Source organism: Prosthecobacter debontii (assembly GCF_900167535.1).
Taxonomy (GTDB): Bacteria; Verrucomicrobiota; Verrucomicrobiia; order Verrucomicrobiales; family Verrucomicrobiaceae; genus Prosthecobacter; species Prosthecobacter debontii.
The window spans coordinates 169,674-192,206 of the sequence record NZ_FUYE01000010.1; the positions used below are offsets into that span (position 1 = coordinate 169,674).

The window sequence follows — 22,533 nt, forward strand, 5'->3', positions numbered from 1 at the left end:
AGTCTCAGAGAAAAAGTCAACCCCAGGCACTGACCTTAGGCTTGTGCTGATCGGAGAACCTGCCTTTTTTCAGCATCGACGTCGGCGCAGAAACACCAAGCCCAGCCCAGACACTAAAAATAAGACACGAGTAGGCTCAGGAACCGCAACGACATTCCAGCTGATGCTGCCGCCATTGAGCCCTGTTGATAGGAATTCACTGAAATCCCAGGTTCCAACATTCGCTCCATAATCAAGGTTCAAGAAACGCAGGTCCCCACTGGCACCATTACCCACGGTAAAGCCGGAAGACACGAGATTGGCCCAGTCGAAGAGGTCCAGGGTGAAATTACTGGAAAAGTTGGACGAACTGAAACCCGTGAAGTCCACATTGACGATGCCATCCAGCGTGACGGTGTCGGTCACAACCACCTTATCATGATCACTGAGTGAAGCGACTTCGAGCTGTGTCGTGGCAGCACTACCGAGTGTCAGACTGCCACTGATCGTCAGAGTATCACGCGTGTCGGTCAGAGTGGTATCGCCAGGGCTAAGCCGCCCATTGACGGTGACCAGAGTGCTGCCAGTGCCCACTCGTCCGAAGCCGCCTAAAGTGCCTGCTGCAGCCACCGTGACTGGCCCGACTCCCGTCGAAGAAGCTGTCGTAACAGTCCCAGTGTAGTTCGCCAACAACGTGCCACCGTTGACACTGGTGATGCGGGCGTAAGTATTGGCTCCGGTCAAGGTGAGCAGGCCCATGCCCTCTTTTCGCAACCCCGAAGTCGCGCCACTGATGGCACCGGAAAGCACTGCGTAATCCCCCCCGACGCCTGAGTTAACCGTGACAACGCGGTCACTGTTGGATGAGTTGAGATTAATATCGCTGGTGAGCTCCACCTTGCTGTCGGCAGTCGGTGAACCAAAGATGAAATTGGTGCCAAAAATATAGAGAGCCGTATTCAGGCCGATACTGCTGCCCAGATTGAGGGTAAGATCGCCACCTCGCGCTGCAAAGCCACCGGTTTGGCCAGACAGCTGCCCTGCGGTCGGGGTCGCGTTGGAACTAAACGTGCGATTCAAAGTGCCGTTCCCTTGCAGAATGGCACTGTTCGTAAAGGTTAAACCTCCACTGCCAAGGTTGGTCATCGGGCCAATATCCAGAATGCCCCCTGTGATGTTGTTTTGCCCGGTATGCAACATCGCTCCAGTCAGGGTCAAAGTGCCGGCACCACTTTTGGTAAGCCCTCCTGTGGTCGCTGTGGTGCTGCCAGTGATCGTCAGATTCGTGGCAGCTGTTGTGACTTCAATCGTCGCCGTTTTGGCTGCATTGATGGTGAAACTGCGATCCGTGCTGGCCGTGGCACCGGTATAACGAAGGGTGCCACCATCGAAAACCAGATTGCTCGCTGCATTGCTGGACGCGCCGAGGTTACTCACCACACCGCCATCAGCAATGGAGTCGATGCTCAGAGTGCCTGCGGCGATCTGGGTGACACCGGTATAGGTGTTGGCGGCACTCAGGATGAGCAGGCCCGTGCCGCTCTTGGTAATGCCGGAAGGTGACAATCCCACGCCGCCATTGGAGAGGACACCGCGCAACTCAGCAGAGTCTCCACCTACCCCCGAGATGACCGTGATGTTACGGCGTCCGGCACTGTTGATCACAATGGGATTCAGAACGACCACTTTATTATCTGCCGTGGCCGAACCAAAACGGAAGTCATTGCCAAAGATATAGCCGGAACCATTGAGAGCGATGCTGGAAGGCGTGGCATTACCACCGAAGTTCAAGATCAACTCCCCACCACGCGCTGCAAAACCGCCGTTTTGACCTGCGACTTGATTGGTGCCGGGAGTAACATTGCTGCTGAACGAGCGGGTAAAGGTTCCATAACCTTGGAGAGTGCCATTGCCATTGATCAGAAGACCGCCTGATCCGAGAGAACCATTGCTGAGATTCCCCACATCCAGCACGCCATTATTGATCACCGTCATGCCCGTGTAGCTATTGCTACCGGTGAGATAAACCGTATTGGCCCCCGTCTTCGTCAACGTCGAGGCTCCACCACTGTTGTTAGCAATGTTTCCAGTGAGAGTGATGTCCCCCGTAGCCGCATGCAAGGTGAGATCGCGTGAACCACCGATGACTACGTTGCCACTGAAAGAAAGCGCTCCGGTGCCAGCATTCAAGATCCCTTTGGCAGAGAAGTCACCCGTCACACTTGCCGCAGCACCGATGTAACGAACGGTGTTAAACGAAGCTCCTGCTCCCAAGGCTCCACCCGCCGCAAGATCATAATTTACCGTGCCCGTGGCATCGGTGATCAGGTTAGCCGTAGCGGCCGCAGTGCCTGCCGTGTAAGCGATAATATGGTTGGATCCATCCACCGTCGCGTAACGAATGGAAGCACCAGTGCCCATCGTGACCCAAGGGCCTATGATGCCTTGGACATTGGAGATATTCGTCGTCGTGATGGTGCCTGTGCCTTGGATATTCAAAGTAGCTCCTGTGCCTCGAGTGAACGTTCCGTCGCTCAAGGTAAGCGTGCGGCCAGATGCGATATTCCAACTCTGAGAGGAACCACTGAGCAAAGTCAGTCCAGACTGAATGGTCAGATTTTGAGTCGCCGAACTCATGTTGATGCTGTGGCCCGAAGGGCTGGAAAAACCCAGTGTTAACGTATTGCCTGTGCCAATGAGTACATCACCACCTGGATTGGTGATCGTGATCCCGCCCCACGTCACATTGCCTCCAAGCAACAGAGGGGTGGCGGCACTTGTCGCAGAAAAAGCGCTCGTCCATTGAGCTACATCGAAGACTCCAGGTGCAGTGCCTCCACTCCAACTCGCCCCTTGATTGAGATTCGTCGTATTATCAGCCTTGTTGACGGCCCGAGCGGTCATCGGGAAAATCACGCATGCGAGAAGAGAATAAGGAAGGAGAGAAATGCGGATCATGAGACAAGTCAGCTTGCCTAAATGAACGCCAAAGGTCTTTCAGCTATCGCACCCTAAATCTTCAGATTTTGCGTCACCCCATAAGAACACCCCTGCGACAACTCTATCAGCCTGCTTTTTGGGGAGCTCTCAGCATTCGCAACCAATCTGAAAGCGACTGGCTACCCTTACCCTGACGGCACGCAAAGACATGCGTGATTTGAGGTTTTTCCTTCAAGGCAATTGCATGAACCGATTTCTCCATCAGACGAGCCAAGGTCGCTGGTAGAAGGGCGATGCCTGAACCTGCCGCTACCATGAGGGCGACGGCCTGCGCCCGCGGAGACTCCAGAATAACTCGAGGTCTGAAGCCCGCTGTTTTACACAATTCGCGAATGTGTGCGGCAAAGGCAGGGGCTGAATCATGAGCGACAGCAATGAATGACTCCTCCCGAAGATCTGCCAGGGAAAGTGATTTAACCGCAGCCAATGCATGCCCAGCAGGAACGAAACACAGGAGAGGCTCTCGATGCCATGCCACCCATTGGATACCGGCAGGTTTGACGGAAGGAGCCACCCCGACAAATCCACCATCCAGATGACCGGTGGCAATGGCTTTCAACTGATCTTGCGGTGGACTATCGTGCAGCATCACCTGCACCTGTGAATACTGCTCACGGTATCGGCGGAATGTTTCCACCAGCTCATCATTCATCACCGCACTAACGAATCCCAATCTTAGGCGAGCTGTCTCACCCAAAGCACAACGACGAGCCGCCTCCCCAGCCCGGCTGAGCACACGGGGAACGTTACGGATTTCCTCATAAAATAAGCTACCGGCAGAGGTGAGCGTGACTTGGCGTGCCTCACGAGAAAACAACGCCGCTCCGATTTTCTCCTCAAGGGTGCGGATGTGCCGAGACAAAGGAGGTTGCGCCAAATGGATGCGTTTAGCGGCACGAGTGAATGACAGTTCCTCGGCCACCGCAATGAAACATTCGAGTTCTCGGATCGAGTAGTCCATACCGTTTTGATATCAATACACGACAAACTTGATTCTTTCATCATGAGTTATTCATCGAAGTTTAGTCAGCGTCAGTTCACAACAACTTCGACTTATGGCCATCAGCGACAACATCAAAAAAGGAGCTCTCCGCGCTCCACACCGCAGTCTCCTCCGCGCCACTGGCGCGATTCAGAGTGAAGAGGATTGGAACAAACCCTTCATCGCCATTGCCAACTCCTTCGTTCAGATCATCCCAGGCCACGCCCACTTGGACATCGTGGGCAAAAAGGTGCGGGATGCCGTACGTGCCGCAGGGGGAGTGCCTTTTGAATTCAACTGCATTGGTGTGGACGATGGCATTGCCATGGGGCATGGCGGCATGAAGTATTCTTTGGCCTCTCGCGAAATCATCGCTGACAGCATTGAAACCATGCTGCGTGCGCATTGTTTTGACGGCGTGGTTTGCATCCCCAATTGCGATAAGATCGTTCCGGGGATGATGATGGGCGCAGCACGAGTGAACATCCCCAGCTTATTTGTTTCCGGGGGACCCATGCGCTCAGGCAAAGACCCGGTCACGGGGCGTTCGCTTAACCTCGCTTCTGTGTTTGAAGCTGTGGGGCAACTCTCCGCCCAGACCATCACCGAACAACAACTCAGCGACATCGAAAAAAATGCCTGTCCGACCTGTGGCTCATGCTCGGGCATGTTCACGGCCAATTCCATGAACTGCCTCTGCGAGGCTCTTGGCTGGGCACTTCCCGGCAACGGCTCTATCCTTGCCGTTGATCCTGCTCGTGATGCTTTATTTGAGCGCGCAGGCAAAACCATCCTGCGGTTGGTGCGAGATGATGTGCGTCCGTCTGACATCCTGACTCGAGAAGCCTTTGAAAACGCTCTGGCTCTGGATATGGCGATGGGCGGCTCTTCCAACACGATTCTGCATACACTCGCGATAGCTCGGGAAGCAGGTGTGCCTTTGACCATGCAAGATTTCAATGACATCGCCGAGCATGTCCCGCACCTCTGCAAGGTGGCTCCGTCGGGTCAGTATTATATGGAGGATGTGGACCGTGCCGGAGGCATCTCGGCCATTCTCAAACGATTGCTCGATAAGCCAAGCATCCTTCATCCAGATACCCTCACCATCACTGGCCTAACACTGGGTGAAACCATCTCGACCGCAGAAATCACGGACGATGACGTCATCCGCCCACTGGATCAAGCCCACTCCGCTAAAGGAGGGTTGGCTGTTTTATTTGGAAATCTGGCCCCCGATGGCTGCGTGGTGAAGACGGCAGGTGTGAGTCCCTCGATGATGGAATTCACCGGCAATGCGGTCATTTTCGAGTCCCAAGAAGCTGCTCATCTCGGCATCCTGGGTGGCGAGGTGAAAGCAGGGGATGTCGTCGTTATCCGTTATGAAGGTCCGAAGGGAGGTCCTGGCATGCAGGAAATGCTGGCACCGACCGCAGCGATTGCCGGCCGTGGCCTGGGCGATTCCGTGGCACTCATCACCGATGGCCGTTTCTCCGGAGCGACCCGAGGAGGAGCGATCGGCCATGTTTCACCTGAAGCTGCCGCAGGAGGCCCCATCGCCTTCATCGAACCAGGAGATCGCATCGCTATTAACATCCCCGCACGAAGCATCACGCTCTTGGTTTCCGACCAAGAACTGAGCGAACGTCGAGAGCGCTGGACACCTCCCGCCCCTAAAATCACCCGTGGATATTTAGCTCGTTATGCTGCCATGGTAGGAAGCGCGGACACTGGGGCGGTATTAGCGATGTAAGCGGTCATTACTTTATGACTTTCCTCGATCTAGATTTGAGCCTCGACGTAACCTGGAAGATCATGCCAGTTATCTTCACATGCATTTTCTACTCACCAATGACGATGGTTACGAGGCTCCGGGGCTAGCCGCTTTAGCAACAGCGATTTCAGCTTTGCCTGGAGTGCGGGTGTCCATCGTCGCTCCAGAAGATGAGCAATCCATGTGCGGGCACGGCGTCACCACTCGTCGTGCCCTCCACGTGCGCGAGCGCGGAGCAGATCGCTGGTCGGTTACGGGCATGCCCGCCGATTGCGTCCGCATCGCCCTCTATGCCCTGAATTTAAAGCCCGACTGGGTGATCTCAGGAGTCAACGCCGGTGGTAACCTGGGGCAAGACATTGTCATCTCAGGCACGCTGTCAGCCGCCCGAGAAGCCGCCTACCACGGCATCGCGGCCATGGCATTCTCTCATTATCTGATCAAAGGCATCGAAGTGGACTGGTCACGCACGTCCGAGTGGGTGCATGAAATCATTCGCACCCTCTCCGCGGAGCGCCTGCATGATGGGGAGTTTTGGAATGTAAATTTTCCACATCATCCGCCAGGGCCTAGGGTCATGCCTGCGTTGGTGAGATGTTATCCCGAACGCCAGCCTCTGAATGTCGCCTACACGGCTTTGGGAGAAGGCAGCTATCATTACACAGCCTCCTATTCAGAACGCCCCCGCATCCCAGGCTCGGATGTGGATGTCTGCTTCGGTGGACAGATTGCCGTCTCCCGATTGAAGTTATGAGTGAAAGACGTGATTCCGGCAATGCTCTTCCTGATGCCTGGTCCATTCCAGGCATCATCGCCCGCATCACGAAACATCCCTGGCTGCGCCGCCAAGCTCTCTCGTGGTTCATTTCTCTCGACGCATTTTTTCATCCGACACTCCTCGGCCAACCGATGAACCGTGCCGAAATCGGGCTTTTGGGGGAAATCCTGGGCGCACGCTGGTTACATTGTCAGAATCGCAAAATTCTCTATCGCAACTACAGGGGCTCTCGCCGGGGCGAGGTGGACATCGTCGCCAGACATGGTGAAACCCTCACATTCATTGAGGTTAAAACACGCACAAGCCGTGGATTTGGCCGCCCAGCTGATGCCGTCAATCCAGATAAACAAAGGTTGATCCAGCGTGGTGCTCTGGATTGGCTACGACTTCTAGGGAAACCGAAAATTCCTCACCGATTCGATATTTTAGAGGTGCTACTGGTTCCAGGAGAGCCCCCTCACCTGCACATCATCGAAAACGCTTTCACCCTGCCCGATTCTGCTCTGAGCGGACGATGATCACTTCATGCTTTGACATCGCAAAGGCAACCCGCTAAACCTTGCGACCCCAAAACCATCGCAACCCGACTATGAGCAAAAACTCCGCGAAGAAGATCATCAACGATCCCCTGAAATGTGCCGACGAACTCTTCGAAGGCCTGGTGCTGGCCTATGACGGCAAAGCTAAGCGTGTCGGCAAGCGCTCCATCGTGATGAACGATCTTCGTCCGGGTGCCCCAGCTCTGCTCATCGGTGGCGGTGCTGGTCATGAACCGATTTATCATGGTCTCGTGGGTAAAGGCATGGGCGATGGTGCCGCTGTAGGGGACATCTTCGCAGCACCGCCACCTGACATCGTTTTGGAGGCCACCCAGGCCGTCAACCGCGGCAAAGGCGTCCTTTATCTCTACGGCAACTACGCAGGGGATATCATGAACTTCGACATCGGAGCCGAACTGGCCGAGGAAGAAGGCATCACCGTGAAGACCGTCATCATCAATGACGACGTCTGCTCCGCTCCTCCTTCCGAAAAAGGTAAACGCCGCGGTGTGGGAGGTCTCGTCCCCATCGTGAAGCTGGCGGGTGCTGCCGCTACCCGAGTGGATACCCTGGATGAACTGGCCCGCATTGCTCAGAAAGCCGTGGATTCCACCCGCACCGTCGGCGTCTCCACAAAGCCAGGCTCTATCCCTGCCACAGGCGAACCCACCTTTGAATTGGCTGATGACGTCATCGGCCTTGGCATGGGCATCCATGGTGAAAAAGGCGTGGGACTCATCCCCATGTGCACCGCTGATGAACTTGCAGCCAAGATGCTCGAACTGCTTTTCGGCGATGACTTGGAGTTGAATGCTGGTGATGAAATCGTTTTCTTCGTCAACAGCTTGGGCAGCACCCACATGATGGAGTTGCTCATCCTCCTGCGTGCCGCTCGCCCAATCCTCGACGCAAAAGGCATCAAAGTTCATCAGACTATCGTGGACAGCATCGTCACCTGCCAGGAGATGGCAGGCGTCAGCTTCAGCATCACGAAGCTGGACAGCGAACTGAAAGAGCTTTGGGATCTGCCTTGCGAGAGCGTCGGTTATACCAAGCTGTAATTGATCTTACTCGGACTTTTTCGTCGAAAAGGCGGCACTCAGTGCCGCCTTTTTTGCTGCCCTAGGCCAATCTATAAAAAAGCCCTTCTCCTGAGAGAAGGGCTCTGTTTGTGATTTATCGAGCGATCGAAAGTTACTTCGCAGGTTTTTCGTCGGCCTTAGCCGTAGTCGGCCGCTTGGTCGTCAGATCAAGGAAATCGCGCATGATATTGATAGCCTCAAGCTTCATGGGCTCAACGCCATAAGGGAACTTGGACAGTTCAGAACCTTCTTCACCATCGGCTTTCGCAGCCATTTTCATACCTGTGCTTTGTTCACGGGTGAAATTGGATTCCAAGACCAACTCAGGAGCATCGACGTTATCCAAGGTGAGGTGATACACTTTGAAGCCATCGTCTTTCAGCTTCTCATTCAGAGTTTTCACCCGAGTAGCCCGCTCTTCATCCTGCTTCTCACGACGAGCCTTCGTTTCTGCGGCTTCTTTTTCACGCTCAGCCAGATTTAAGGAGGCCACGTTACGGTCGATGCGCTCTTTCAGTCGCTTCGACTCTTCCACGACATATTGGAATTCAGGATTCTTATCCACACGACTCTTCAACCGGGTGGTCATCTCCTCGAGAGGGAATGGCTTCTCGTGAATAAGATTGTACTTGCGAGCCGGAATGGTGTCATACGGAAGGGCATTTTCTGCGGAAGCTTCGCCGATGTCCAAAACGTCGCGAATAGAAGGCAACACCAGATCGGGTTCCACGCCCTTGAGCTGAGTCGAGCCCCCTGCAATACGATAGAACTTCTGGATGGTAACTTTCAAGTTACCAGCACGGCTCTTGTCGCTAAAGAAGGGCATGAAACGCTCCACTGGAAGGATGGTCTGGACAGTGCCCTTACCGAAAGTGGACTTGTCTCCCACAATCAAGGCGCGGCGATAGTCCTGCAGAGCTGCTGCCAAGATCTCCGAAGCGGAGGCGCTGGTCTTATCCGTCAGCACCATCATCGGGCCATCGTAAAAGGCTTTAGGATTTTCACATTCACGCCAGGAGATGGAGCCACGCCAATCCTTGGCCTGAACTACCGGGCCGGAAGGAACAAATAAACCGGTCAGACGAATCGCCTCTTCCAGCGAGCCGCCACCGTTGCCACGGAGGTCAAGCACGAGACCATCGATCTTTTCCTTCATGAGACGGCTGAGCAAACGCTGTACATCATCGGTGGTGCTGACGGTGCCCTCTTCCATATCGGCGTAAAAGGAAGAAAGATTGATCCAGCCGATCTTGAGACGCGGCCCCATTTCAGCAGGAGTCATGAGAAGCTCGGCATTGGCGAGCTTTTCCTTCAATTCCACCTCACCGCGCACAATGCTGATGATCGTGGTGCTGGCAGGGTTATCTGCAGGATTCACACGCAGACGAACAGTCGTGCCATCCTGACCACGGATCATGTCCACGATCTTTTGGAGCTTCATGTACTTGGTCTCCACGAAGTCAGCGTCGCCCTGAGCGACCCCTGTGATTTTGTCATTCAGCTTCAGTTCACCCTGTTTATCCGCAGGTCCCCCGACAACGATACCCTGAATCTGGGCCACATCATCCACGAGCCCAAGCAGGGCGCCGATGCCCACGAGCTTATGCTTCATCTGGATGTTGAAGTTATCCGTCTCATTGACACTCATGTACTCCGTGTGGGGATCGTAAGCAGCCGCCAAGCTGGAGAGGAAGAAATCAACGACATCCTCTTGATCGTTCTCTTCGATGCTTTCCAGAAGGCGCTCATAATCCTTCAACACACGAGCTTCTGGAGTCTCAGGTTTTTCTTCTTTAGCAGCGGACGCGACAGCCTTAGAGGCATCGGCTTTGGGTTCAGCTTTGGCAGATTCGCCTTTCGGGGCTTCACCTTCCTTCTTGGCCTTCTCAGCAGCTTTTTCAGCTTTCTTTTTGGCCTCCTCAGCCTTGGCTTCATCGGCTAACCGTTCCTGCAGGAGGTTATCTTCCAGAATGTCTAGCCAGAGCTTATCCTGCTCGGCTTTGTCTTTCGGATAAGGGGCCTTATCCCGCTTCAGCTCAATGGTGCGGGAAGAATCAAAAGTGAACTTGTGATCTTTAAGCGCAGTCTTGGTGAACTCGATACGCTCCTTAACCCGCTGGGTGTAGATGTCGTAAATCTCGATGGCCGGGCTGATGTTGCGCATCAAAACGTGGTCATCCAGCGTCGTGTCATATTTGCTTTTAAAGCCATCGACATCTTCCTGCGTGAAGAACACATGTCGGAAGTCGAGCATGTTCAAATAGTTCTGGAGGAGTTTGGCCGAAACCGCATCATCGAAATCTTGATGGGAGTAATGCTGGCTCTGGAGCATGTAGGCCACATGCATGGCCACCTGGCCAAAATTCGTCTCAGCCCGGGCAGGCGTGAACGCTAGCGAGATGGTCGCCAAACCGGCGGCCATAAGGGACAATGGGTTGCGAGTCATGGGGGTTGCTCTCTAGTTACGCACCGAAAGGGGAGAAATCGTCACGGATTTTGCCGTTTGCGGCTTGAAATGTCCACTGGTTTCCCACATCAGCATCAGTAATGTTGGAAGTAGAAACATATACGGGCGGAATCGTTGAAACGAATGCTTATTTGGCACGATTTGCTGGCGGAACGCTGCTGGTGGATGCGCCACAGGGGGTGAGCCACTGGCTAAAGTCCAAAAAAGTGAAGGTGGACGCTCTCCTACTGACGCATCAGCATTTCGATCACGTTCTGGACGCCGCGGAAGTGAAGGCCGAAAACCGTTGCCCGATCTACGCTTGGTCAGACTTTGATCGCGATCTGACCCTGGAAAACTTTTTTGGTGCCATGGTAGGGAGCAGTTTTTCCGTGCCAGAGTTCAAAGTCGATCACCTCCTAGCAGGGCAATCACACCTTGATGTCGTTGGCTGCACTTGGCAGCTCTTTCACATCCCAGGCCACTCTCAGGACAGCGTTTGTTTTTGGCAGAAGGAATCCAACGTCCTATGGAGTGGCGATGTTATTTTTCGCGGAAGTCTAGGCCGCACAGATTTTCCGGGAGGCTCCTTCAAGCAACTGGTGACTGGCATTCAGCAAAAGCTGTGGCCTCTACCTGAAGGCACGCAGGTCTATCCCGGTCACGGAACTCCAACGACGCTCGGACTCGAGCGTCGGGAGAATCCATTTCTCTAGCCCGTAGAAACGATTGGCGAGCCAATCACTGAACTGTGGTCTGCGAGGAAGCCTGCGGAACCTGCACCTTGGCTGAGCTTTTCTGAGGCGAGGTCAGCATCTTAGGCAGTCCTTTCGTCAGCGCATGACCGACGGCATTCAGCAAGTCCAGCACATCAAACGGCTTCGGCAGGTAATTGATGCCAAGCTGTAGGTTAGTGGTCTGTCCAAGGATATCTGGACAGTAGCCGCTCGTGAAGATGATGGGGAGCGTGGCATCATCTCCCAAAATGGCACGACCGAGATCGAACCCGCTGGCATCGCCAGGAAGGTTAATATCCGTGATGACCAGATTGATGGTGTGGCGGTGAGCGCGCCAGAGCTGCCAGGCCTCGTGGGCATCCTTAGCCTGATAAACGGTATGTCCCTGGTTCTCCAAGACGTAGTTCATCACATGGCAGACGCTGGTGTCGTCATCGACAATCAACAGGGTGCAGGGCGAAACATCGTGAAGCAGGCCATCGAAGTCTTTAGTGGCAGCCAACGGAGTTTCCAGCATGGAACTCTCCCCGACCACAGGAAGGTAGAGATGGAAATCCGTGCCCACTCCGACCACACTGGATACCGCCACCCAACCGCCCATGTGGCGGGTAAGACCGCGCACCATGGCCAAGCCCATACCCGTGCCTTTGCCGGGCTCTTTGGTGGTATAAAAGGGATCGAAGATCTGGCCGATGACCTCGGATGGGATGCCGCATCCTGAATCGCTGATCGTGACGACCACGAACTCTCCCGGGCGTGCATCTGGATGCAATTCCCTAGCGTCCTGCAAATCCGTGACAGTGACTCTGCGTGTGGTGATGGAAAGCTGCCCGCCTTTCGGCATGGCATCACGGGCGTTAACCGCCAGATTGACTACGATCTGCCCCAGAGACCCCGCATCCGCCATCACCTCCGGAAGGTCTTCATCGATCTTGATATCCAGGGTAATGTGATTGCCCAAAGTGCGCTTCAACAACTCCACCTCAGATTGCAGTTCCTCAGCCAAAGAGGTAGGCCGAGGCGCTTTGTAATCCCGACTCGTGAAATTAAGCAATTGCTTGGTGAGGTCCGCAGCACGGCGGGCAGCCAGGAGCACCTCGCCCATGGATTCAGCGATGCCGGGAGGCTGGTCGCCGTTCATCAGGTTCATGCTCAGATGTCCCTGAATGACGGTCAGCACATTGTTAAAGTCGTGCGCGATCCCGGCCGCTAGACCACCGAGCGCATCCATCTTCTGCATCTTGCGCATGTCTTCCTCCAGGCGCATGCGGTCTTCATGCTCCTGACGCAGACGAGCGTAGGTGTCCTCCATGCGCTTGGCATTGTCCCACAGTCGAGTCTGCATGCCGAGTTGGCGGAGCGCAGACTCACGTTCATAGGCCCATTTACAGGTCAGGGCATTGGCAATCTGAATGACCTCGATCGGATCGAACGGCTTTTTCAGGATGACGAGTCGATGGGAGATGCCGAGATGATCCACGATGTCATCCCAGGTATAGTCGGCGTAAGCGGTGCAAATGGCGACCTGCAGGTCAGGCTGGATTTTCCACAGCGACTTAATCGTGGAGATACCATCCATCCCAGGAGGCATACGGACATCAACCAGAGCCAGGGCAAAAGGTCTGCCCTGCTGAAGCCCCATTTCGGCAAGCCTCACCGCACCATCGCCTTGGGCAGCAAACGCCAGTTCAAATTCAGGCATGGCCCTCGAGGTTTGCGTATCGCCAAAGACAGCAGACTCGATCATATTCAGATCGGCCTCACCAAAGTCCGTGGGCGACAGGATCTTGCGAAAATCCTCATGAATCGTGGTGTTGTCATCCACAATCAAGATGCGGTGATTCACGTGCAACGGATCTTGAGCCACAAGATCAGACGCCGGATCAGAGATGCGGTAGGTGGAGTTCATGCGAGGGTTCACGGTAGAGTTGAGGCAGGGAGGCTGTTCGGGGGATTGAATGGACCCGATTTCGAGTCCTTACGAGCGGGGATGTCGAGGGTGAAGCGAGCACCTTTGCCGATGCCGTCACTCTCCGCCTTCAACGTCCCTCCCAGGTCTTGAGCGAGAAGGCAGGCATGGTGCAGACCGAAACCGTGCCCATCTCGTTTAGTGGTGAATCCCTGGGTGAAAATGTTGGTTAGATGCCGCGGATGAATCCCGCAGCCTGTGTCTTCCACAGAGATCTTAACGCGGTCTTCTTGGGGCAAGATTCGCAAAGTCAAAATGCGTTGGTTCACGGGCTTATCCCCCATCGCCTGACATGCATTCCCCAGGAGATTGACCAGAATTTGCAGCAACAAGCCACGAGCTGAGTAGATGGGAGGGAGGTCGGCATAATGCCGCTCTACCCGCACTTGCTGATGAGTGATATGAACATCTGTCTCAAGGCGCAGGGCCTCTTCCATGACCGTGGCCAGATCCAGAGGCTCCCAAAGGGTGCGCACACTGCTGTGTGACTGCTGAAGCATGATCATATCTCGGATGTGCTCGATCCGTTCGATCATATCGCTGACCGCAGCATCCAGGCGGTTCTGTTCGTCCCGCAAGTACTCCGAAAGATCTGCCAAGTAACCGGGCAGCACCTGCCCTTTCTTGTCATTGACAAAAAAGTCAGGATCTGAAGGCAAGTGCTCTTTGAGGAGTTGCGTGGCTTGACAGAGCTTATCCAAGCGGGACTTTTTCAGCCGTTCAGCCAAGAGCTTGGCACCGACATTGAGGCTATTCAGGACGTTGCCCACATTGTGCAGCACACCTGTGGCCACCTCAGCCATGCCGGCTTGTCGAGAGGCTTGCACCATCATCTTGTGCATGTCCTGCGTCGTAGCCTCGGACTCGCGTTGCGCCGTCACGTCTAACAAAATACCTCGCAAGACTTTGCCATCCAACATCAATCGGGCGGCCTGCCCGTATTCATGAACGAAGGCGGTGCCGCCATCTGCGCGCACCACCCGGTATTCGATCTGATATTTGGTGAGGTTTTTAAGAGCCGCTTTCCAGACATCCTGAACACGGCTGCGATCCTCCGAGTGAACGATCTGTTCCAGGAAATTGCTTTCACCACTCCACTTTTCCAGTTTGTAGCCAAAATAGCCATCCGCATTCTGGCTAAGGTAGGTGAAGCAGCCGCTGCCCGAGGTTCTCTCCCATACCACCCCTTCCACCGAGTTCACCATGCCGTCCAGACTCTCGATGTCTTTCATCAGAGGCTGAATTGCCTTTTCCAACTCACGACGGCGACGGTTTTCACTCGTCACCACAAGAAACCCGGCGAGGCAAACGCAAATGATTAACAGACCGCTGAATTCACCAACGATCCGCCACTGCTCCATCAGCCAAGCCCTGTTCCATGTCTCGACAGTAAAATCAAGGAGCAGCACACCCTGCACGTTATCGGCAGCGTCTCGCAAAGGCACGATGGCAATGAGACTTTTAAGGGGCTTATCCTTATCCCGGCCTCGTTCTTCATGCCAGACTTCCTGTCCGCGAAAACCTGCATCGATTTTCTTTTTACATTCCGGTGAAATGGATGGGCGATCCTTAAAATCCGCAAGACCTAACGAATGATACTGACGTGTTCCCTGATTGTCTTTGACGACCACAGCCGCCGATGAACAGTCTTTCGCTTCATTACCCAAGCGTCTGAAAACATGCATGAGGGCGGGCTGAGCCGTATCAACCGTTAATTGATTGATCTGGGGAGAGGCTCTCTCCAAGGCGTGCGCAAAGGTTCGGGAAACCCCCATCCAAGTTTGTTGGAGATCATCTCCCTCATGCTGAGCCTTTTTTTGGATACGCAAGGGCGCGAGATAGCCGACCGCGCCCACCAACACAAAGACCATCAGATGGTGGTGTGTGTGGTGGTAACGCTTCTTTAGAAAGCCGAGGCAAGCGCCGCCCACAGCGAGCGTGATTGCCAAGAAAACCAAAGCTGGGGTTCCCCATTCCATAATTTTCACTGATTATAGCAATTATATAACCAAAGGCAAAGGTTCATCGCTGCTAAATGAAATTTTTTTGTCGGGCAATTTGCAGGACCGACTTCCCCGCTGAGAGCGTTGTATAGCTTACCCAACCCACCCGGCGTAGCCTGCGCCAACGTAAGCAGCCTTACAGGCGACATGCAGCACCTGATCCTGATTGAAGGTGGTCTTCCCTTCACACTTCGCCACGTCGATTCCCCAATGAACAACAAGCTCGATCAGCGCCAAGAGCGAAGACCCGGTGATCAGCCACACGGCCCCTGCATGGATCAAGCAATGCGCCCCCATGCAAACCACCCAGATATGCACCGGCCGGGAAGGATCCTGCATTCGCATCAAAAAGCGTCGATTCTTCCCAGTCGCGAGGTATTCCCCCTGAAGCGGAAAATCCGCAAGGGCATGGCCGATGCAAAGAGCAAACAGCGCTTGTAGGGCAGCCAGCCAGTGATGCGGGGGAAACTCCACGAGTTCAGACATGGCTGACAAGGTCACATTTGGGCTAAACACTCGCAACTTGAAAATCAAGTCTCAGGGCGGAGGTAAAGGAACATCGGAGGGGGGAGCGGCAGGACGCCCTCCCGCACTTGGACCGGGACTCGCCTGTCCCATTGCCGAGGCTGGGGGGAGCAAAGGGGTGATCGGAGCCTGCGGCACTGGCACAGCCGGGCGGGTTTCTAACGCAGGTGAAGCCTGGGCAGACGGCGCGGGATTTTCCGTCACGTCCGCAAAGCCGACCCAACCTGCCACATCACCTTTCTGCAATTGCACGCGGGTTTTATCCATGGTCGCCCCTGGAGTTACTTTGCGAATCTTGATGCCACTTTCGTTCTCCGTCCCGAGTCGGGCTTCGGAAATCTGGGAGGTGGTTCGGTCCACCAAGACCGCCACTGCTTGCCCATCCACTTCATACACCCCGGCCAACGAGAGAGCGTCGGTAAAAAGAGGTCCCGCAGGAGCATCTGGAGAAGGCAGATCTCGGGTGGTGAAAATCGAGCGTTCCCACAACGGCGCAAAGTGAGGCAGATCTGGAAAGGCGACAGGCGGCTCGGCGGCCATGAGCGTGGAAACACTCACTAACGACAAGAAAAACCAAAAGTGCCGAATGAAGGTTACGATGTTCATGGCTCAGTGCCCTCCGATGACCGAACGGGCCGAGCCGTCGGTTGTTCGCGATAAAACTGGGTGACTTCAACCTCCGCATTGATGGTCTTGCCTTGACCACTCGGATTGATTAAGAGCCGAGTGATCCCCAGAAAGCCCTGAGGCTGCTGGAGTGCGTGCATCCATTTAAAAAAGGGTTCTTCTTTAACTTGGCTGAGGGTCACACGCACGGTGGCTTGCTCAAAATAGCCGGAGATCTCTTCACTTGGCTGGCCATCCACGTCCACCTTGGAGCGAGACTCCAAGAACTCGCGCCCGGCCAAGGTTAGGCCTGCTTTTTCCGCTTCGCGCTGCAGGCTCTCCAGCAGGCGAGTCGAAGCTTCCTGACGAGAGCTGAGGGTGGGCACATTTTCATCCAACCACTCACTGCGGCGCTGCCATTCCGCACCTTCCGTGATGGCTTGATTCATCTCAATGAGGCGGTTTTTCAATCCCTCCACTTCATCCGAGACCTCGCGGTAGTGATTGTAAGCCAAGGTCAATCCACCGCCTCCAATGATGATGATGAACAACAGACCGAAAACGGCAAGCAGAAGCTTTTCGCTCTTCTTCATGGCTTCAGCCCTCCTTTCAGTTCAAAGGTAGCACTGTTGTCGCTGGCAATATCGGGTGGCGGAGTCTCCCAATTATAACGACTGAGGCCTGTCACTTCAGTGATCTCCTTGGCATACTGCAGGGCCAATGCAGGCGATGGAGTGCGGCCTCTCAACAAAAGGCGATCCGGGGTCCACTCGAAATGAGTCATGGAGACTTCAGGTGAGGCCGAAGGCTCCATGCTATCGAGCAAAACTTGCATGGGGAAGAAACTGGGATCCACGGCGGGAGAAGCTTCGAGCCAGCTCTTTTTTTGATCCATCACTTGAGACGCACGCGGGGTCAACTCAGCGACGCGCTCTCGAAGCATATCGCGCTCCTGAGTCGCCCAGACAGTCAACACAGTCACCCCAGCAATCACCGCCGCAGCAACGAAGCCCAGACTGAGAGCCATCACCCGCGTCCGTGCTGCGCTTGCTCCTTTCTTGCGAGCTTCCAGAAGATCGGACGGGACCAAAGTGCTACGCCCAAGCTGGGGCATAACGGGCTGCGGCTTCGGCTCGCGCAGAGCCGTTAAGCCTGTCACCTGACGTATTTGCTCAAGGTTTCCTTCTTCGGCGAGCCACAGGATGATGTGCTGAATCTGACCCAAGACGCCTTGAAAACCGAGCTGGAGGCACAGGTGGTTAACCTCACCCAAGGCATCAGCATTCAACTCCCCTGCCGAAAGTGGGCTGGCATACACCCACTCATGCCCCCGTGAGATCATCAGCACCAGCTTGCCGAGCTCACGACAAATCACCATCGCATCCGCAGGAATCGGCAGACAGTCTGCGCTCAGCACAATCTCATCGGGAAGAAGCGCCAAATCCAAGGACGGCAGAGCGGCCTCTTTCAGAGCCGTCATACAGACCAAGTGAGCACCATCTTTTGAAGCCACTTTGCGCACCTGCAAACCATGTTCGAGATCCGCCACACGCACACCGAGGCGCTCCAGATGCAGAGCCGCCATATCCCGCAAGTGAGCGTCATCTCCTTGCAGCCATGCCGGCAGAACCCAGAAATGAGCCAGCGGTAAAGCCAACACACGCGACTGCGCTTCTCGTGCAAATGCCAGCGTGTTGTGTCCCAACTGCGCTTCATGTTGGCAGGGTTCCCCTGGAGAGCCCGTCCAGCGCTCCCAACCCGCCGCACCCGGCATCAATAGATCTTGGGTGGGTTTACGAGTCTTGGCCATGCAGGGGAATTTCTCCGCGCCAAAGCGCCTGTTGGTTTTGGGTAATAAGGATCAATCGACGACGAATATCACCGAACTGCCCCGTGCTTTCAATACGGCGTATCGGCCCGCTGAATTGAATCCACTGCGTGAGTTGCTCCACGATGAGAGGTTGAAAAACACCGAGCAACTGAGCGACCTGAGGCACGGAACTCAGTTTCACATCGTCTTGCGAATGCAGCACTCCATCTCGCCCCGCCCGTAGCGTCAGCAGCGGCTGCACACGCTCCACCGGAACATTCCCCAGAAGGGCGATCAACTCAGGCCGCGCATCATTCACATCCACTCGACCATCGCCATACACCGTGAACCACTCACGCCAGTCTGGCCGAATTTGATTCAACTGAGACATGCCTCTCACCATGAGCATTTCCTCGATCTCCTTGAAGGGCCGATTGAAAGGCATGCCTTGCAGACCAGCCTTCTCATAATCACGTCGTTCGGCGCCATTCAGGCTCGTCTTATCATCCCCATCCACCCAGTCCTTCAGCGCGTCTCGCAGGGCGGCGGCGAATTCGGGTTTCAAACCCCATGACGCAAACAGTCTCGGCAAGAGCACCTTGTCGTCAGCGGCTAAAAGCTGATTGATGTTAAGACGAGCTTCTTCGGCCACGAGGCGAACTTGATAGGAACCTCCATCAGGACTCACGTGATGAAGCAGTGGATCATGTTCCGGTAAAGCCGGGTGCCGACCAATCTCCAATCCCATCTGAGCGAGGCGTTTGGCATAAGTGCGTCCACGCATCTGCCGAGCATACTGAGTATCCGCTTCCAACGCCTTGGCCCCGGCATAGACCACCAGCCCCAGCACGGCAATCATCCAGAACACCGCGACAAGTGCGGAGCCCTGCTGACGACGGCGATGGAGCGGAGGCAGACGCATCTTCAATCAAGGTTGCTGAATATTGGCAGGTGGTGTGACCGCTGCCTGTAGAGGTTGTAGGTCATTGGCGATCCAGAACGTGAACTCATGCTCTCGTGGGTCATCATTAAATGCAAAGTGCAACCGCATGAACAAAGGCGGCCTGGGCTGCTTTCTCGGATCCCAGGATGAATACCAGCGTTTCTCGATGGGATCGTAAAACTGCGTTTTGAACTCCTTGAGGCCTTTCAACAAAGGAAGTTCAGCCAGGGTTTCATAGTGATCTAAAGCGGTGGGTTTCTCCAAAAGCTTCAAGTGTCTCACCACCAGCATGAGAGACTTTCGATCCTCAGCCTTCACCGTCGCAAACTCCACGGCATCGGCCAAGCGCAAGGACGCAGTCCAGGCAAATGGGACTTGGCCGCCTTCGATTAAGAGCGTGCCCGCAGCACCGCGACTGACCTTTTCTAAGCCTGAAGAAAGCTGAATCGTCGGGGGCACATTCTCCAGATAGTCCCGCCATTGATTGACGAAGTTCGTCACCCGCATCTCGGCAATGCGGGCCTTATTCATCGAGGTGCTGAGCCGCAGAGCTCCATCCGCCACGCCATACACCCCGCCGATAATCAGCGAGATCAGAGCGAGCGCCGCGATGACTTCGAGCAAAGTGAAGCCCCCCGAAACTTTACGGACTGGTGGGTGAATAAACATACGTTTCCATGTGCCTCTTCAGCGACTTCTTCAGGCCGGTTTCCAGCCAGGCTTCAGCCTGAATGAGAAAGACATGATCGAGTTCCGTCTTGTCTTTGGTGATGAGTTTAACCTTCGAAACTCTCGCCCGTGCATCCACACCATCATCGGTCTTGGGGAAGTTCACGCTTGTGGGTTTCAGTTCCGGTTGATGCGAGACCTCGGCTAAAACCGACTCCAAAACCCGCAATACCTGTGCCTCTTGTCGAGCTTGTTTGGAAGTCTGGGCGATCTGATCCAAAGCGCGGGTCATCCCCACCGCCACGAGAGAGAAAAGCCCCAAGGCTAAGATGATCTCTAACAGCGCAAAGCCTTGTGCAGAATGGGTTCGCACACTGACTGTTGAGAGTTGGCGAGAAACCAAACCCCGATGCTGACTGGGAAAATGGCTTCTCATGATTTGACGATGATACTTTTACGAACCGCGCATCCCGTCAGCGGATCAAACGCCAACTCGATGACACCCGCCTCGTTGGTCACACGCACCTCCACCGGCTCACAAATACCCGTGGGACTGAACTCCCAAATCTCTCCGCGTTGTGGATTCCGAAACCGAGAATCCCCCACACGCTTGACTTGCAGACGCCCTTCCGCGCCGAGGCCCGCATTGAGATCGAGTTGAATGAGGCGCTGCTTCATCACAGCTTCCTGCAACGATTGCCGCGCCAACGTTTCCACACGAGAAGCCATGCGCTTGAGCTGCGTCTCCGCCTGCATACCGGCCATACTGATGACGGCGATCCCTAAGATCAAAACCCCAATGGCCATGGCCACGCAGACCTCGATCAAAGTGAATCCAGCGGCCCTTTTCTGTAAGGCTAAAAGCCGAGAGTGAGATGTCCTCACCCGCGGCTGGCTTTCATTCGTGCTGGTTAAACGAGAGGTCATTCAGCTGACGCCTTGACAAGCGTTTCACAGATCCCAATTGCCGATATCATCCGAGCTATCTGGCTGTCCATCCGGGCCTGCAGAATAGACATCGAATCCCCCCTTATCCTTCGATCCTGGGCGGCGGTAGTGGTAGGGATTCCCCCAAGGATCTAACAACAGTTTCTTCAGCTTGGGCGTGTAGTTGGTGGGGGCGGGTCGAGAAGAGGGCTTCTGCACAAGTGCCATCAATCCCTGCTCAGAGCTGGGAAGAAACATATTGTCCGTTTCATAACTGCGGAGAGCCGCCGTCAGCGTATTGAGGTCAGCCTTCACACGAGTCTTTTTCCCCGAGTCGAGCACCCCTACCAATGACACAATACCAGCGCCAACCAATAGTGCGACAATACCCAGCACGAGAACCATCTCCACCAACGTGAAGCCTGCGGAGCGAGTTTGCCTACATTGCTTGATTTTCAGGGTTTCTATCTTCATATCCATCGGGGTTAATTTTCTGCTATCTGGGTTCGCCATCATTCACTACTGACTCATACCGGAGATGGTCTGGAAGATCGTGGTGATCATGAGGTAGGCCATGATGCCCACCATCCCCGCCATCAGACAGACGATCAGCGGCTGCACCAAAGCGCTGAGCTTCTCCACCTTTTGTCCCAGCTCACGATCAAAACGTTCCGCTGCTTTACCCATCGCCGAAGAAAGGTCGCCGGTCTGCTCCCCCACGTTCACCATATCCAGTAACAAAGCAGGAAAGATGTTGCTGCGGTCCAGCGCTCGGGAAAGGCTCACCCCTTCTCCGACATGCCGCATCACCCCTTCGAATTCGCGCTGGTAGTGCGGGTTTTCGATGGCCTGATGCGTCAGCTGCATGGCCTGAACCATGGGCAAACCATTGCCTAACAAATTGGCCATTGTCTCCAAAAACTGCACATAGAATCGGGCTTTCAGAATGTTTCCGAACAAGGGTAACCGCAGCAGAAAGCGCGCCCACGGAATCTGTGACTCTGGCCGTCTCAACCAGGCTTTGATCAGCACAAAGACCGCCATGGCTCCCAGCAGGATCATCCACCAGGTGGCTTTAATAAACTCGCTGAAGCTCAGAATGATCTGCGCGCCCAAGGGCAAGGAACCACCTGTGGAATCCAACAGCTCCGTGAGCTTTGGGATCAGATACACCACAAACAGCAAGGTGACGGAGACGGCCGCCACGACCAAGAACGCCGGATAGATTAGAGCAAAAGCCACCTTGCTGCGCAAGGCCGCCAGAGAACGCAGGTACTCCACCTGACGACGCAAAATAGCAGGCAAGCTACCACTCGCTTCACCCGCCGCTGCCAGTGCGCAGAACAGATTGCCAAAGCTCGGGCTGGTGGCCGCAATCGCCTTGGAAAAAGGCATCCCATCGCGCACTTTGGAGCGCAGGGCTGTAGCCAAAGTCTTCACACTGGAGAGTTCACGCCGACGTTCCATGGTCGCCAAAGCAGGCTCAAGCTGAATGCCAGCCCCTAGAAGGTCGGAAAGCTCTTCCGTAAACAAGACCACCTGCGACAACTTCAATCGGATCGGTCCCGCGGTGAAAACGGGAGCAGCAGATCGAGGGGTCGCTCGTGTTTCCACGCCGCCAGCTTGCTCGAGTCGAAACGGCTGCAGGCGTTTCTTGCTGAGCAAATTCATCGCCTCTGTCCGATCCACAGCCGTCAGCTCTCCGGTGATGACACCGGAGGGTCCATGAGCGCTGTAAGCGAAGGTGGGCATAAGGGGTAGGAG

Annotated in this window: 20 protein-coding genes; 5 read left to right on the top strand and 15 right to left on the bottom strand. The window is 54.9% G+C overall.

Annotated elements, in window-relative coordinates:
• Positions 1-69: 69 nt before the first annotated feature.
• Positions 70-2,937 carry a beta strand repeat-containing protein gene (locus B5D61_RS15795; RefSeq protein WP_078814372.1) on the bottom strand — a complete coding sequence of 956 codons (2,868 nt, stop codon included), beginning with the start codon at positions 2,935-2,937 and terminating at the stop codon, positions 70-72.
• A 106-nt stretch (positions 2,938-3,043) separates the two neighbouring features.
• On the bottom strand, positions 3,044-3,940 hold the full coding sequence (locus tag B5D61_RS15800) for a LysR substrate-binding domain-containing protein (RefSeq protein ID WP_078814373.1): 897 nt from the start codon (positions 3,938-3,940) through the stop codon (positions 3,044-3,046).
• Positions 3,941-4,034: 94 nt separating this feature from the next.
• Between B5D61_RS15800 and ilvD the strand changes: the two genes are divergently transcribed.
• The 4 genes from ilvD (at position 4,035) to B5D61_RS15820 (ending at position 8,113) form a co-directional block, all read left to right on the top strand.
• Positions 4,035-5,714 carry a dihydroxy-acid dehydratase gene (gene ilvD, locus B5D61_RS15805; protein WP_078814374.1) on the top strand — a complete coding sequence of 560 codons (1,680 nt, stop codon included), beginning with the start codon at positions 4,035-4,037 and terminating at the stop codon, positions 5,712-5,714.
• Between the two features lie 79 nt (positions 5,715-5,793).
• Positions 5,794-6,489, top strand: a complete 696-nt coding sequence (gene surE, locus B5D61_RS15810; RefSeq protein ID WP_078814375.1) for a 5'/3'-nucleotidase SurE — start codon at positions 5,794-5,796, stop codon at positions 6,487-6,489.
• Positions 6,486-7,031, top strand: coding sequence for a YraN family protein (locus tag B5D61_RS15815; protein ID WP_217698994.1), 546 nt, complete (start codon positions 6,486-6,488; stop codon positions 7,029-7,031). The genes surE and B5D61_RS15815 overlap by 4 nt, the downstream gene beginning before the upstream one ends.
• 71 nt (positions 7,032-7,102) lie before the next feature.
• Complete coding sequence (locus tag B5D61_RS15820) at positions 7,103-8,113, top strand: dihydroxyacetone kinase subunit DhaK (RefSeq protein ID WP_078814376.1); 1,011 nt, start codon at positions 7,103-7,105, stop codon at positions 8,111-8,113.
• Between the two features lie 133 nt (positions 8,114-8,246).
• Here B5D61_RS15820 and B5D61_RS15825 read toward each other — a convergent pair whose 3' ends face one another.
• Positions 8,247-10,580 carry a carboxy terminal-processing peptidase gene (locus tag B5D61_RS15825; protein WP_078814377.1) on the bottom strand — a complete coding sequence of 778 codons (2,334 nt, stop codon included), beginning with the start codon at positions 10,578-10,580 and terminating at the stop codon, positions 8,247-8,249.
• Between the two features lie 101 nt (positions 10,581-10,681).
• Here B5D61_RS15825 and B5D61_RS15830 point away from each other — a divergent pair, with 101 nt between their 5' ends.
• The gene (locus B5D61_RS15830) at positions 10,682-11,296 is read left to right on the top strand and encodes an MBL fold metallo-hydrolase (protein ID WP_078814378.1); all 615 of its coding nucleotides are present in this window, start codon (positions 10,682-10,684) and stop codon (positions 11,294-11,296) included.
• 25 nt (positions 11,297-11,321) lie between these two features.
• Here the strand turns inward: B5D61_RS15830 and B5D61_RS15835 are convergent, their stop codons facing one another.
• From B5D61_RS15835 to B5D61_RS15890, 12 genes are all read right to left on the bottom strand, one after another.
• The gene (locus tag B5D61_RS15835) at positions 11,322-13,226 is read right to left on the bottom strand and encodes a response regulator (protein WP_078814379.1); all 1,905 of its coding nucleotides are present in this window, start codon (positions 13,224-13,226) and stop codon (positions 11,322-11,324) included.
• An 8-nt stretch (positions 13,227-13,234) separates the two neighbouring features.
• A complete protein-coding gene (locus B5D61_RS15840; protein WP_078814380.1) occupies positions 13,235-15,265 on the bottom strand; it encodes a sensor histidine kinase in 2,031 nt (676 codons plus the stop codon).
• A 117-nt stretch (positions 15,266-15,382) separates the two neighbouring features.
• Positions 15,383-15,775 (bottom strand): DUF3307 domain-containing protein, encoded by a 393-nt coding sequence (locus B5D61_RS15845; protein ID WP_078814381.1) that lies wholly within the window; start codon positions 15,773-15,775, stop codon positions 15,383-15,385.
• A 51-nt stretch (positions 15,776-15,826) separates the two neighbouring features.
• Positions 15,827-16,420 carry a hypothetical protein gene (locus B5D61_RS15850; RefSeq protein WP_078814382.1) on the bottom strand — a complete coding sequence of 198 codons (594 nt, stop codon included), beginning with the start codon at positions 16,418-16,420 and terminating at the stop codon, positions 15,827-15,829.
• Positions 16,417-17,013, bottom strand: a complete 597-nt coding sequence (locus tag B5D61_RS15855; protein WP_078814383.1) for a hypothetical protein — start codon at positions 17,011-17,013, stop codon at positions 16,417-16,419. Before B5D61_RS15855 ends, B5D61_RS15850 begins: the two co-directional genes overlap by 4 nt.
• Positions 17,010-18,230 (bottom strand): hypothetical protein, encoded by a 1,221-nt coding sequence (locus B5D61_RS15860; protein ID WP_078814384.1) that lies wholly within the window; start codon positions 18,228-18,230, stop codon positions 17,010-17,012. The genes B5D61_RS15855 and B5D61_RS15860 overlap by 4 nt, the downstream gene beginning before the upstream one ends.
• Positions 18,214-19,152, bottom strand: coding sequence for a type II secretion system minor pseudopilin (locus B5D61_RS15865; RefSeq protein WP_078814385.1), 939 nt, complete (start codon positions 19,150-19,152; stop codon positions 18,214-18,216). The genes B5D61_RS15860 and B5D61_RS15865 overlap by 17 nt, the downstream gene beginning before the upstream one ends.
• 6 nt (positions 19,153-19,158) lie before the next feature.
• Positions 19,159-19,842 (bottom strand): type II secretion system protein, encoded by a 684-nt coding sequence (locus B5D61_RS15870; RefSeq protein ID WP_078814386.1) that lies wholly within the window; start codon positions 19,840-19,842, stop codon positions 19,159-19,161.
• Positions 19,817-20,278, bottom strand: coding sequence for a PulJ/GspJ family protein (locus B5D61_RS15875; protein ID WP_078814387.1), 462 nt, complete (start codon positions 20,276-20,278; stop codon positions 19,817-19,819). The genes B5D61_RS15870 and B5D61_RS15875 overlap by 26 nt, the downstream gene beginning before the upstream one ends.
• Entirely contained in the window at positions 20,275-20,769 is a 495-nt protein-coding gene (locus B5D61_RS15880; RefSeq protein ID WP_078814388.1) for a pilus assembly FimT family protein, read from the bottom strand. The genes B5D61_RS15875 and B5D61_RS15880 overlap by 4 nt, the downstream gene beginning before the upstream one ends.
• A gap of 24 nt (positions 20,770-20,793) precedes the next feature.
• Positions 20,794-21,243: a type II secretion system major pseudopilin GspG gene (gspG, locus tag B5D61_RS15885; RefSeq protein ID WP_176159469.1), complete on the bottom strand. Its 450-nt coding sequence runs from the start codon at positions 21,241-21,243 to the stop codon at positions 20,794-20,796.
• Positions 21,244-21,288: 45 nt separating this feature from the next.
• The gene (locus B5D61_RS15890) at positions 21,289-22,521 is read right to left on the bottom strand and encodes a type II secretion system F family protein (protein ID WP_078814390.1); all 1,233 of its coding nucleotides are present in this window, start codon (positions 22,519-22,521) and stop codon (positions 21,289-21,291) included.
• Positions 22,522-22,533: the final 12 nt, after the last annotated feature.